Origin of the sequence: Flavobacterium chungnamense, assembly GCF_039539165.1 — a bacterium.
Lineage (GTDB): Bacteria > Bacteroidota > Bacteroidia > Flavobacteriales > Flavobacteriaceae > Flavobacterium > Flavobacterium chungnamense.
Map to the genome: position 1 here is coordinate 303030 of NZ_BAABCS010000020.1, position 13955 is coordinate 316984.

A 13955-nucleotide genomic window follows, 5' to 3' on the forward strand; every position below is an offset into this window, starting at 1 on the left:
TTATGATATGATAAAGAATAATTTATGATACAGCCGTTAAAATAAAAGCCGTAGAATTTCCAACATTATTTAAGCCAGAGAATTAGTTAAAGGCGTTAATAAACTTTACAAATGGCGAAAAAGAATATTACAAGTTTGGCACTGGCAGTTTTCTATGAAAAAGAGTAGTAATGCAAACAAAAGAGCAAAAAATCATTAGTGAATTTGAATAAAGATTAAAATTAGCCAAGTTAGAACCTAATATTTTAAAAATAATAGTCGGTATTTTTTCGAGAGCGGTAAAATTATATTAGATTTTAAAAAAACAATGAAAACATTTTGAAATACAAAACTATAGAAGGCAATTATGTAACTAAAAACGGCTATTTATACTTATTTAGATAATCCATAATCCATAACAGAGGATAAATAAATATCCTCTGTTATTTATAACACCCAAAAAATGAGAACAAGAATAATATTTTTCGCTATGTTGTTAATGGGCCTTGTGAGTTATTCACAGCAAGATGCCCAGTATACTCAATACATGTACAACACGATTAATGTGAATCCTGCTTATGCTGGCTCTAGAGGAGTTTTGAGTGTATTTGGATTGCACAGAACCCAATGGGTTGGATTAGATGGTGCGCCAACTACCAATGCCTTTTCGATAAACTCACCTATTAACAATAGTAATTTAGGAGTTGGATTATCATTTGTTAATGATAAAATTGGTCCTACGGTTGAGAATACGATTTCTGCAGATTTATCCTATACAATAAAAACTTCAGAAACCTATAAATTGTCTTTTGGAATAAAAGGAACGGCTAATTTGTTTAATTTAGATATTAACAAATTAAAAGTTCAAAACCAAGGTGATCCGTTGTTACAGAATTTAAACAACAACTTCTCTCCAAATGTTGGAGCTGGAGTTTACTTTCATTCTGATAAATCTTATTTAGGAGTATCGGTTCCAAATTTCTTTGAGACTAAGCGTTATGATGACAATGATATTGCGGTTTATAAAGAACGTATGAACTTGTATTTAATAGGAGGTTATGTTTTTGATTTGAGTTCGAATTTAAAATTCAAACCAGCCTTTTTAACCAAAGTAGTTGAAGGAGCACCATTACAATTGGATTTATCAGGAAACTTTTTAATTAATGAGAAGTTTGTTTTGGGAGCTGCCTGGAGATGGAGTGCTGCTGTGAGTGCTATGGCAGGATTTCAAGTTAGCGATGGGTTATATATTGGATACGGATACGATTTAGAGACTACCAAGTTAGCTAACTACAATTCAGGTTCACACGAAATATTTTTACGATTTGAATTATTCAAACGTCAAGACCGAATAGTATCACCAAGATTCTTCTAAAAAGCGATTATCATGAAATCAAAGATTCACGAACACCAAAAAAACAATAGTATCATGGTGAGTAAAAACAGAATTATATATTTAGTAGTTGCCTGCATCGCTTCAATGAGCATGTCAGGTCAGAAGTTAAAAGAAGCTAAAGCAGACCAACAATACGATAAGTTTGCCTATGTTGATGCTATAAAAACCTACGAGCGTATTTTTGCTAAAGGATACAAATCACAAGAGATGTTACAAAAGCTTGGCGATTCGTACTATTTTAAAGCCGATTTAGACAATGCTGCAAAATGGTATGGAGAGCTATTCGCTTTCACACAAGATGTAGAGCCAGAGTATTACTATCGTTATGCACAATCATTAAAAGCAATAAAAGATTACAAAAAAGCCGATGAAATGTTGGTGAAATTTAATCAAAAGAGCGGTAATGATTTACGTGCTAAATTAGCTACAGCTCAGAAAGATTATTTGGCACAAATCAAGAAAAACTCAGGACGTTATACTTTAGAAAATGCTGGAATCAATTCAGAGTATTCTGATTATGGAAGTGCTTTTTCAGGTACTAAAGTAGTTTTTGCTTCAGCAAGAGATACCGGAGGATTGTCAAACAAGAGACACTCTTGGACAGGTGAGAGTTTTACCAACTTGTACAGTGCCAATATAGGCGACCAAGGTGCGTTGTCTGAACCAGGAAGATTTGGAGCAAATTTAAATTCAAAGTTCCACGAATCAACACCAGTTTTTACCAAAGACGGAAAAACAGTTTACTTTACAAGAAACAATTTTCTTGACGGAAAAAAAGGAAAAGACGCTAGAAAATCGACTTTATTGAAATTATACAAAGCAACCTTAGATGGCGATAAATGGAGTGATGTAACGGAGTTACCATTCAATAGCAATGAATATAGTGTGGCACATCCTGCATTAAGTGCAGATGAGAAAACATTATATTTTGCATCCAATATGCCTGGTACTTTAGGACAATCAGATTTGTTTAAAGTTGAAATAAAATCAGATGGTAGTTATGGTACACCAGTAAATTTAGGAAACACCATCAACACTGAAGGAAGAGAAACTTTTCCTATGGTGACTAATGAGGACGAAATTTATTTTGCCTCAGATGGACATCCAGGACTTGGAGGATTAGATGTTTTTGTTGCTAAAGAACAAGCTGATGGAAGCTTCAAGAAAGTAGAAAACGTAGGCGAACCATTAAACAGTTCGAAAGACGATTTTGCTTACCTTATCAACACATCATCAAGAATAGGATATGTTACCTCAAATAGAGATGGCGGACAAGGTGGCGATGATATCTACAGATTTAAAGAGACTAAGAAACTAGAGTGTGAGCAATTCTTAACTGGAGTTGTAACCGATAAGGAAACAGGATTACCACTTTCTGGAGCACGCGTAACGCTATCGGATGCTAATTACAAAAAGCTACAAGAAGTAATCTCAGATAAAGACGGTAAGTTTGACTTTGGAAAAGTTGATTGTGGAACAAAATACTACATCAAAACAGAAAAACCAGAGTACAATACTTTAGAGACTTCAACCATAACAAAAGAAGAATCTGGCAAATCATTTGTTCCAGTAGAGTTAGAGAAAGCTGTAAAACCAGTACAACCTGGAGACGATTTAGCCAAAGCTTTCGGAATCAAAATCATCTACTTCGATTTAGATAAGTCATTCATACGTCCAGATGCAGCAGTAGAATTGGCTAAGATATTAGATGTAATGGAGCAAAACCCAACGATGGAGATTGATGTTCGTTCCCATACTGATTGTCGTCAAACAGCAAAATATAACATGGCATTATCAGGCAGAAGAGCTAAATCAACTATTGCTTGGTTAGTAGAAAAAGGCATCGCCAAATCAAGACTAACAGGAAAAGGATATGGTGAGTCACAACTAGTAAACGATTGTGGCTGTGAGCCAACAAACCAATCAAGTTGCACAGAGGAGCAACACCAAGCCAACAGAAGATCAGAATTTATTATTACGAAATTGTAGATTATTTAATATACAATTGTTTAAACCCTGGGAACCGTTCAAGTAATTGAGCGGTTCTTTTTTTACTTCTTGTTTGCTAAAATTGAATATACCATTGGAAAGTTGTTCCGTAAATACTTTATTTAATATATTAAAAATAAATACTGATAATAGCGTAAATCATATACCATTTAAAGAACTAAAAAAGAAAGTTACTAAGATATAAATATCCTTCAACAACTTCTTTATAATCATGTTTCCTTTCCATTGGTTACTTAAATAGTATTCATTTGAAAGACAATAACGTTGTTTAAATTTATGCATTGCCATTTCTTTTATTACATGATAAGTTAAAAAATAACGTAAAAAATTACATAAAAAAACCATCTGCAAAACAGATGGTTTTAATTCAAAATCAAACAAAACTATAAATCAATTATTTTTTCATAAACATATTAGTGTAATACTTTTTACCTGTAGCAGGGTTTACTGTAATAGATATTCCGAAGTGAGTATAATCACCATCTAAATTTGCTTTGTGTCCAGGACTTTGTAGCCATGCATACAAAGCTGCATTAGGAGTAGAAAAATTATACGCAATATTTTCTCCAACTTTTACAGCACCTAAAAGTTGAATAATATTGTTTGAACGCTCTTCAAAATAATCATGATTTACAACATTGTTATCAATCATGTATTGATTGTGTTCCAATGATTTGTATGAAATGTGATTGATTATTTCTAAAGAGTTAAGACCTTGACTCACTCTGTACTCATTAATAACTTGTGCTAATTTCATCTCATCTTGAGTGTAATCATAATCAGTAATTAACTGAGCTGGAGCTTGTTCATCTTCTTTAGAATCAGGTGAACATGAAATCATAGTGAATACCAATGCCATTGGTACAAACAATCTTAGTAGCTTTGTTTTCATAGTAGTAGGTTAAGTTTTTTAAAGATAGATGTGGGGCAAAAATCTTTATATTAATATTGTATGAACGTTTTCTCTGATTTGGTTAAACAATATTACTACTATGTCGTTAAAATGACAAATAAAATCGATAAAATACATCTTTTTTATTTTTTATAATGTATTTTTCTTACATTTACGAAGAAAGTCTTTCTATTTTCCAATTAAAATCATTCTGAAGTTTGTAGCGAATTCTATCATGAAGACGATTAGGACGACCTTGCCAAAATTCAACTTCTTGAGGTCTAATTAAATATCCTCCCCAATTTGAAGGTCTTGGAATGTCTTTTCCATCATAATATTGTTCTAATTCTCTTAACTTCTCTTCTAAAACAAATCTAGAAGCAACTACCCTACTTTGATCGGAAGCAATAGCTCCAAGCTTACTGCCTGTAGGACGAGAATCGAAATAATTGTCAGAAACATTGGTAGGAGTTTTTTCAGCAATACCTTTAATAATTATCTGACGTTCTATGCTTGGCCAAAAAAAAGAAAGACAAACATTTGGGTTGTTTGCTATAGCTTGACCTTTTTCTGAATCATAATTGGTGTAGAAAATAAAACCTTCCTCATTAAATTTTTTTAGAAGCACGACTCTAGATTTAGGAAATCCATCAACACCAATAGTAGAAATAGTCATGGCATTGGCTTCATCAACATCATCTAAATCTTCGGTTTCATGGAACCATCTGTTGAATAAATTGATTGGATCCTCTGGAATAGTAGTTTCCAAAAGTTCACTTTTTTCGTAGGATTTTCTGTAATTGCTCAAATCTTTCATTGTACTATAAATTGCTTTTATAGATACAAAGTTAAAGAGATTTTGTTCTTAAAACGGAAACAATGTTAAAATGAATTACTAATTAGCCCTGATGCTTGAATTGTTTGAGCTCTTTTTTATTACGTTGCCTTCGAGTACCTAAGGCAACGCAATAAAAAAAGCGAGTTCCTGCAGCAGGAAAAAGGTTTGCTGATAAAGACCAAGCCATTCGCTCCTACTCCATTTCAAATTCTCTTCCATCGTCTGCAAGAAGAACATTTGAAAAAATGGTTTGAGCTTCGGTTTTAAAGTATTCTATGTTGCCATAGCGTGTAGAATAATGTCCAAGTATAAGATGTTTGACTTTTGCTTTTAAAGCAATTGTAGCGGCTTGTTTTGCTGTTGAATGCATAGTTCGATCAGAAAGATGAGCCTCGCTTTCTAGAAAAGTACTTTCGTGATACAAATAATCTACATTTTCAATAAGCGGAATTATAGATTCGTCGTATATAGTATCACTACAAAAAGCGTAACTTTTAGCAACTTGAGGGTCAAAAGTTAGTTCTGAATTTGGAATAATGGTTCCGTTATCTAAAGTAATATCGCCACCATATTTAATTTTATTGAAATAAACTTTATCTATTTCATAATTTTCAACGGCTTCTATATTTAACTTTCGCTCTATATTTTTTTCTTGGAATAAAAATCCGTTGGTATAAACTCGATGCTTTAACGGAATGGTCTTCACCACTACTCTATCGTCTTCATAAATAATCTCTGATTGATTTGATTCTAACTCATGAAAATAGAGATTATATCCTGTAAATGATCCCGAAGCACGAAGTTGAAGTAGAATAATTTCTTTGATTCCTTTTGGACCATAAACAGTCAAATCACTTTCTCTATTGAGTAACATAAAAGTTGATATTAATCCAACTAATCCGTAAAAATGATCCCCATGAAGATGAGAAATAAAGATGTGGTTAATTTTAGAAAACTTGACTTTGCTTTTTCGCAATTGTACTTGAGTACCTTCTGCACAATCAATTAAAAACACACGGTTTTTTATCTCTAAAACTTGAGATGTTGGATTGGAAATAGTTCTTGGAGTAGCAGCGTAACAGCCTAGTATGGTAAGTTTCATTTGATAGTTTAGAAGTTTATGAGTTTAAATGTTTAAGAATTTCTAAACTTATAACTTGTCCGTTTTATCATTCTCAATTTTACCCAACTTCACTACTTTAATTATGATATAAATTAATAATCCAAGATTTACAGAAAGTCTTAAATAATCAAATTCTTGAGTTTTTAAACTTGTTATCAATCTACTTGCAAATAAGTAAGTTAGAATAAATAATACTACTATATATATGTAAACTAATGTTTTGTTGTCTAATTTCATTTTATGTTTCTTAAAATCCTAAATCACGTTCAATTTCTTCCATTTCTATGATGTCTTTAGCTTCTTGCAAAGAAGGAACAACAATTAACTTTGTTGGGACAGCATTAAAATCAATTCCATCGGCAACAATTACGAATGATTTCTTTCCTTTTTTGTGAGTTTTTGATAATTCTGAAAATAATTTAATATCTTTTAAAGTCACATTTTTATCATGAGTTATATCAAGAATTAAATTTTGAGATTTAAAACTATTGTGATCACGAGTTACTTTTTCAATAAACGAATTTACATCACCTTGAGTATCTTTTACAATTGTTGTATGTCCTTTTTGATCTACTTTCATTTATTGTTTTATTTTTGAAGCTAATAAATAAATCACTGCCATTCGAATTGCAACTCCATTTTCAACTTGGTCTAAAATTACCGATTGTTGAGAATCGGCAACATCTGAAGTAATTTCTACACCACGATTTATTGGTCCTGGATGCATGATTACTATTTCTTTATTTAAAGAATCTAATAACGCTTTATCGACACCATATTGTTGTGCATACTCTCTTGTAGATGGAAAGTAATTTACATCCATACGTTCGTTCTGAACTCGAAGCATATTGGCAACATCACACCATTCCAGAGCTTTTCTTAAATTAGGTTCAACAGAAACTCCTAGACTTTCAATATATTTTGGGATTAATGTTTTCGGTCCGCAAACTTTTACTTCGGCACCTTGCATTTGCAAAGCATAAATATTTGAAAGTGCTACACGCGAATGCAAAATATCACCTACAATAACCACTTTTTTTCCTGATACTTCACCTAATTTTTCTCTAATAGAAAAACTATCTAACAAAGCTTGTGTTGGATGTTCATGAGCGCCATCACCTGCATTTACAATACTTGCTTTAACATTTTGAGATAAAAAATAAGCAGCTCCAGGATTGGCATGACGCATCACCACCATATCCACCTTCATTGAAAGTATATTGTTTACTGTATCAATTAGTGTTTCTCCTTTTTTAACCGATGATTGTGCTGCTGAAAAACTAATTACATCTGCAGAAAGTCGTTTTTGAGCTAATTCAAATGATAATTTTGTTCTTGTACTGTTTTCAAAAAAGATGTTAGCAATAGTAATATCTCTCAAAGAAGGTACCTTTTTAATTGGTCGATTGATGACTTCTTTAAAATGGTCAGCAGTTTCAAAAATCAAATCGATGTCTTCTTTTACAAGGTATTTTATTCCTAATAAATGGTTTACACTTAATTCTTTCATTTATATAGTTAGTTGTGTTGTAGTTGTAATTACTTTATCTAAATCAAATAAACAGCATCTTCACCATCATTTTCAATCCAGCAAACTTTCACTTTTTCATTATTTATGGCATCTACTTGCCTTCCTCTATAATCGGGTTGTATTGGTAAATGGCGACTAAATCTTCTGTCAATTAAAGTCAGAAGTTCTACTTCAGATGGTCTTCCAAACGATTGAATTGCTGTTAAAGCTGCATTAATGCTTCTTCCTGTATACAAAACATCATCAATGAAAACCACTTTTTTATTTTCTACTAAAAAATCAATTTGGGTTTTATTAGCTTCTAATGGTTTTTCACCTCGACGAAAATCATCTCTAAAAAATGTTATGTCTAAAAAACCAAGCTCAATGCTTGCTACTTTGTATTCTTGCTCTAAAATTTGCTTGATTCGTTGCGCTAAAAACTTTCCTCTTGGTTGTAAACCTATTAAAACAGTCTCAGAAAAATCAAGATGCTTCTCAATTAACTGACAAGCCAAACGATGTAGAATGATATTAACTTCTTTTGCAGTGAGTAATATTTTTTGACTCATAATGAAGTGGTTGTTTGGTGTGTAAAAGTAAATAAAATTATTTGAAGCTACTAATTCGTTGCACATAAAAAATCCCTTTACTACTAGCAAAGGGATTAATTTTATTTCTTTCTCTATTTATTTTGAAATCCAATCTACAATTTCTGCATCTGTAGGAAGTACTTGTGGCGAAACTACTTTTTCTAATTCACCATTTTCATTAATTAAATATTTTTGAAAATTCCATTCTACTTGACTGTCTTGCAAACCATTTCTAGATTTTTGAGTTAAGAATTGATACAATTCACACATATCACTTCCTTTTACAGAAACCTTACTCATCATAGGAAAAGTTACACCATAATTTTTCTGACAAAAGGCACCAATTTCATCATTTGTTCCAGGTTCTTGTTGTCCAAAATTATTGGCAGGAAATCCAACAATTACAAAATTTTTGTCTTTATATTTTACATAAATCGCCTCTAAATCTTTGTATTGTGGTGTCAATCCACATTTAGACGCTGAATTCACAATTAGTATTTTCTTTCCTTTTAAAGAAGCAAAATCAAATTCATCTCCACTTAAATCTTTAACCTTAAATTGGTAAATGTTTTCTTTATTCATAGTTTCAGTTTTTGCGATCAACTCAGATTTAGCATTTGTCTGTGCTTCATTTTTACAACTAACAAGCATAAATACGGATAACAATGCTATAATTTTTGTTTTCATAATTATTTATTTTTTTATAAAATTACGTAATAAAATCAGGTGTGGTTGATTTATCAATGCATAAAAAAATGTTAAAATTTGTGTTTTATAAAACCATAAGTTGTCACTTTACGTAGATAAAATTACTCTAAATAATTTTATTAATCTTTGAACAAACCCAAAAGCTTATGACACAAGAACAACTGATTCCGCTAATTTTAAAGAAAGACGACCGAGCGTTTACTATCATGTATGATATGTACTCTAAAAGTCTGTTTGCAGTAATTTCTAACTTGGTAAAAGAAACTGATGAAGCCGAAGATGTACTGCAAGAAGTCTTTGTAAAGATTTGGAAAAATATTGAATCTTATAATGATTCCAAAGGACGCTTATATACGTGGATGTTGAATATTGCAAGAAATACTGCAATAGATAAACTTCGTTCTAAAGGATATAACAACAGTCAAAAAAACCTATCATCTGATAATTTCGTACATCTGTTAGACGACAGCAACAAGTTAATCAATCGCATCGATACGATTGGAATTCAAGAATTCGTAAAAAAATTAAAACCAAAGTGCATCCAATTAATTGAATTGCTATTCTTTCAAGGATACACCCAACAGGAAGCTTCTGACGAACTTGAAATTCCGCTTGGAACTGTTAAAACACAAAATAGAAATTGCATCAATCATTTAAGAACTTATTTACAAGTATAATGAACACACAAGAATATATAGAATCAGGAAACTTAGAACTATACGTCTATGGTTTACTAGACGAAAGTGAAACTAAAGAAATTAGCGAATTGGCAAAAATCAATCCGGCTGTAGGACAAGAAATCATTTCAATTGAAAAAGCTATTCTAAATTTATCAAGCAGTTTTTCTCCAAATATTTCTGCAGAAAATTTTGAAAAAATCAAAGCAAAACTAGAATTGAAACATGGGAAAGTAATTGAAATAAAACCAAAATCAAATTGGTCGCAATACCTTGGTTGGGCAGCTTCAATTGCATTATTAATTGGTGTAGGATATCAATATACTCAATTAAATTCAACATCACAACAATTGAATACTATTGAAACTGAAAAATCAAATCTTCAAAAATCGGTAGTAGAATTGGAATTAAAAAACAAAGAAACTGCTACAGCTTTAAACGTTGTTAGAGACGAAAAAAATACAGTTGTAAACTTGGCTGGTCAAACGGTTGCTCCTACGTCTTTTGCTAAAATCTATTGGAACAAAGAAACTTCAACAGTCTATGTAGATGCTAAAGGATTACCTGAGCCACCAGAAGGAAAAGTTTATCAAATATGGTCTTTAAAATTGAGTCCTACTCTAACGCCAACAAGTATTGGATTATTAGAAGATTTCAAAGGAAACAACGAAAAGTTATTTGCAGTTAGTGGAACTTCTGATGCAGAAGCGTTCGGAATTACTCTTGAGCCAACTGGAGGAAGTAAATCGCCAACAATGGAACAATTATATACTTTAGGAAAAGTATAGTTATTTTAAATCCTATTGAAAAAGAAAAGGTTCAACTTAATTGTTGAACCTTTTTTATATCTAATTCTTTAAAAATTTCTTGTACTTGAAATAAGCAAATGTTGCTAAGATTGTTAATCCTACTAGCGAATAATAAAACTCTACTGGAGTCACAACTTTGTCTCCACTCGCATAAGAATGTAAACCTGTTAAATAGAAATTCACTCCAAAATAAGTCATCATAATAGAATAGAAAGCAACAACACTCATTAAATTATAAATCCATAAACCACGTAAAGCTGGAACGAAACGAGCATGAATTACAAAAGCATAAATCATAATACTAATTAAAGCCCAAGTCTCTTTTGGATCCCAACCCCAATATCTTCCCCAAGATTCATTTGCCCATTGTCCGCCAAGGAAATTTCCAATGGTAAGCATTACCAAACCAATGGTTAAAGCCATTTCGTTGATATAAGTAATTTCTTTGATGTTCAAACTCATTTTGGCTTTGTTCTTTTCGTTGGTGAACAACATCAAAATCAATGCAACTAAACCTAAAATCATTCCAAGTGTAAATGGTCCATAACTTGCTACAATTACTGCAACGTGAATCATTAACCAATACGAATTTAAAACAGGTTGTAAATTAGCAATTGCTGGATCCATCCAATTCCAATGAGCAATCATTAAAATCATAGAAGCTACGAAGGTTCCTGATGCAACTACCAAAGGTGATTTACTATTAAATTTCCATGGTAATAAAGATAATAAATAAAAAGTGGGATTGATTTTGGATAAAATTGCAATTGTGCTTGCAAATAATAATGTAAACAACATTGTTGCCCAAGCTACATAAATCATACTTTCGTATGCATCACTCCAAGGTGCATGTCCTGATATATACCATCTTGCAATTAATCCTAAGGTATGTAAAACAAATAAAACACCAATAAATACATGAAAACCATTGATAATAATTCGAATTGATTTCTTCTCAAAAAAGATGTTTACAATAGTAAAAACCAACATTAGTACACCACAAAGCATATACAAATAATAGAGATTTTTGAAAATATCATATTTGTTATACATAATTTCAGAATCAATTTTATCATCGCTTGGTCTTACTGCTTTACCCTCTTTCTTTTGATAATTTTCCATACCAACTAAAAAAGTATTAGCCATAGTATAGTTATCATCTTGTGAAGATTTCATCAAAGCGTCGAGATAAATTGGAAGTGCATTTTTTATAGTATCCAAAGATGTTCCGGTAGCATGATTTATTTCTAAATAGGAAGCCCATTTGTTATTTTTATCGTTTGGCACAGGAAATATTTTTAAAATTTGACCACTCAAAGCTGTATTTAATAGATTTACTTTTTTATCAGTTTCTATAAAATCCTTCTCAAATTTACTTGGAACTTGTGCCTTGTAAGCCGATTCTAAATAAGGTGACAATTTATAATTTCCTTTGGCATCAAAAAATGACTTTAATGAAGCATAGGTTTCCTTTTTATCAATTCCGATAATTTTTCTAATACTGTCGTTTCCACTTTTTATATAAACCAATGGAACTTCATACCAAGCAATAGGAAACTGCGTCATAGAAACAAATACTTGATCCGAATTCATATCTTCGTAAGTATCTTTCTTACTAACTTTTCTAAGTAATTCTGATGAAAACGTATTGATTGGCTTCATTCTTCCACCTTCATCTTGAATTACCAATCGTCCAAATTGAGCTGCGTGTTTCTCTGAAACTTTATATTTTAAAATAGAATCAACATAATTAAATTTTGCACTCTTAACAGGAACTTTTTCTTTTCCATGATTGTGACCATCGTGATTATCGTGGTTTTGAGAAAATCCAGTAAATGATAACATTAATACCAAAATGGTAATTAATTTCGACTTTTTATCTTTAATAACTTCTAACTTTCGTTTCAAATCAGTAAAACGAGAATGTTTTGTAAACAATATGGCCATCATTGCAAAGAATAAAATAAAATAACCAATGTAGGTAATTAAGGTACCCCAAAAATCATGATTTACAGAAAGGACAGTACCTTTTTCATCTGGATCAAAGTTGGCCTGAAAAAATCTAAATCCTTTGTAGTCCAAAATATTATTCATAAAAATTCTTGCGTCAAATTTGTCATTTCCGTCAATTACAGTGACTTTACTTTCAAATGATGAATATCTTTTTTCAGTTCCTGGATAACGTTGTGCTATAAAGTCATTTAACTTAAGACTAAATGGCAAAGTGTAAACTTTACTTCCAAAGAAAAAAGTAAATTCTAATTTTCCAATTTTAACTGTTTGAGGTACACCTTGCTTTCCTTTAGAACCTACCAAAGTAATTTCCTTCTCTTGACCTTCTGTTTTTACTTTAATTACTAAAGCATCTTCACCATTTTTTGCTTTATAATCACCACTAAATTTATAATCTTTTTCTCCTTTTATAGGTTGATCTGGAAATACAAATTGTGCGCCTCCCATATTATAAAGTGAACGAAACATTAACGGTTCAACAACATCTTTAGCTACAGTTCCTTGCAATTTGTCTGCCATTCGCATAAAATTTCCTTCAAATGGAGCTTCAATTGTGGTTGTTCCGTCTTTAATTGTGATGTTGATTGCGCCTTTAGTGTAAGAATTTAGAGCAAATAAAACATTGTGAATATTTTGAACTTCACCTTCTTTCAAATAATGTTCATGACGTTCACCGCCACCAGATTCAACCATTTTTAAATGAAACTTTCCGTTTGGCGTTTCTTTGATTGATTCTTTAGCATCAAGAATAAATTTTTCATATTCTACCTCAAAAGAAGTTTCATCGAATTTATCTTGAAAATTGAAATGATTATCTGCAATTGGTGAAAGAGACACTGAAGAAAACAATAATGGATGTTCAAATACTCTTCTTCTCATTTCTCCTTGATATTGTCCATCTACAAAATAAGTAAGATAATTTTTATCAGAGTAAATTTGATTAGAAGCTTCGCCTTCGCGAATTGGCATCATACCTTCATAACTTATATATCTGGTAATTGCTGCGCCTATAATAATAAAAATAAAAGAAAGATGTAATAATAAAGTAGCCCACTTCTCTTTTTTCCACAATTGATATCTAGAAATATTTCCGAAGAAATTGATTAAGAAAAAAATGTGTATGGCTTCAAACCACCATGCATTGTAGATAATAACTCGAGCTGTATCGGTATTGTAAGCGCTTTCAATAAAAGTTCCAGCTGCCATTGCAACAGCATAACCAATAAATAGAACAGCCATTAAACGTGTTGAGAAAAGTATAGATTTAATTTTTTCCATGAGGATTTTTGGAATGATTTTAAAAAAGTGTCACAAAAGTAAATTAAAATTGTGGATTTTTTTAAAATTATAACATGGTTTTAAGGGATTTTTAAGAGACGTTGAGAATATTAATTTTTACTAGTGCAG

13 protein-coding genes are annotated in these 13955 nt (G+C 31.4%); 4 read left to right on the forward strand and 9 right to left on the reverse strand.

Annotated elements, in window-relative coordinates:
- The first annotated feature begins 442 nt into the window (after window positions 1-442).
- Both ABD771_RS11900 and ABD771_RS11905 read left to right on the forward strand, forming a co-directional pair.
- A complete protein-coding gene (locus tag ABD771_RS11900) occupies window positions 443-1354 on the forward strand; it encodes a PorP/SprF family type IX secretion system membrane protein (RefSeq protein WP_345094837.1) in 912 nt (303 codons plus the stop codon).
- Window positions 1355-1408: 54 nt separating this feature from the next.
- The gene (locus tag ABD771_RS11905) at window positions 1409-3364 is read left to right on the forward strand and encodes an OmpA family protein (RefSeq protein WP_486320575.1); all 1956 of its coding nucleotides are present in this window, start codon (window positions 1409-1411) and stop codon (window positions 3362-3364) included.
- A 415-nt stretch (window positions 3365-3779) separates the two neighbouring features.
- Here the strand turns inward: ABD771_RS11905 and ABD771_RS11910 are convergent, their stop codons facing one another.
- The 8 genes from ABD771_RS11910 to ABD771_RS11945 form a co-directional block, all read right to left on the reverse strand.
- Entirely contained in the window at window positions 3780-4277 is a 498-nt protein-coding gene (locus ABD771_RS11910) for a CAP domain-containing protein (RefSeq protein ID WP_345094841.1), read from the reverse strand.
- A gap of 172 nt (window positions 4278-4449) precedes the next feature.
- Window positions 4450-5094 carry a pyridoxamine 5'-phosphate oxidase gene (gene pdxH, locus ABD771_RS11915; RefSeq protein WP_345094843.1) on the reverse strand — a complete coding sequence of 215 codons (645 nt, stop codon included), beginning with the start codon at window positions 5092-5094 and terminating at the stop codon, window positions 4450-4452.
- A gap of 214 nt (window positions 5095-5308) precedes the next feature.
- Window positions 5309-6217, reverse strand: coding sequence for a ribonuclease Z (locus ABD771_RS11920; RefSeq protein ID WP_345094845.1), 909 nt, complete (start codon window positions 6215-6217; stop codon window positions 5309-5311).
- 48 nt (window positions 6218-6265) lie between these two features.
- A complete protein-coding gene (locus ABD771_RS11925) occupies window positions 6266-6475 on the reverse strand; it encodes a hypothetical protein (protein WP_345094847.1) in 210 nt (69 codons plus the stop codon).
- Window positions 6476-6485: 10 nt separating this feature from the next.
- Window positions 6486-6818 carry a ribonuclease Z gene (locus ABD771_RS11930; protein ID WP_345094849.1) on the reverse strand — a complete coding sequence of 111 codons (333 nt, stop codon included), beginning with the start codon at window positions 6816-6818 and terminating at the stop codon, window positions 6486-6488.
- Window positions 6819-7748, reverse strand: a complete 930-nt coding sequence (locus tag ABD771_RS11935; protein WP_345094851.1) for an aspartate carbamoyltransferase catalytic subunit — start codon at window positions 7746-7748, stop codon at window positions 6819-6821.
- A 38-nt stretch (window positions 7749-7786) separates the two neighbouring features.
- Window positions 7787-8320, reverse strand: coding sequence for a bifunctional pyr operon transcriptional regulator/uracil phosphoribosyltransferase PyrR (gene pyrR / locus ABD771_RS11940; RefSeq protein ID WP_345094853.1), 534 nt, complete (start codon window positions 8318-8320; stop codon window positions 7787-7789).
- Window positions 8321-8437: 117 nt separating this feature from the next.
- Window positions 8438-9028 carry a glutathione peroxidase gene (locus ABD771_RS11945; RefSeq protein ID WP_345094855.1) on the reverse strand — a complete coding sequence of 197 codons (591 nt, stop codon included), beginning with the start codon at window positions 9026-9028 and terminating at the stop codon, window positions 8438-8440.
- A gap of 167 nt (window positions 9029-9195) precedes the next feature.
- Here ABD771_RS11945 and ABD771_RS11950 point away from each other — a divergent pair, with 167 nt between their 5' ends.
- A complete protein-coding gene (locus tag ABD771_RS11950) occupies window positions 9196-9726 on the forward strand; it encodes an RNA polymerase sigma factor (protein WP_345094858.1) in 531 nt (176 codons plus the stop codon).
- On the forward strand, window positions 9726-10514 hold the full coding sequence (locus tag ABD771_RS11955; RefSeq protein ID WP_345094860.1) for an anti-sigma factor: 789 nt from the start codon (window positions 9726-9728) through the stop codon (window positions 10512-10514). Before ABD771_RS11950 ends, ABD771_RS11955 begins: the two co-directional genes overlap by 1 nt.
- 60 nt (window positions 10515-10574) lie before the next feature.
- Here ABD771_RS11955 and ABD771_RS11960 read toward each other — a convergent pair whose 3' ends face one another.
- Window positions 10575-13826: a cytochrome c biogenesis protein gene (locus ABD771_RS11960; protein WP_345094862.1), complete on the reverse strand. Its 3252-nt coding sequence runs from the start codon at window positions 13824-13826 to the stop codon at window positions 10575-10577.
- Window positions 13827-13955 lie beyond the last annotated feature (129 nt).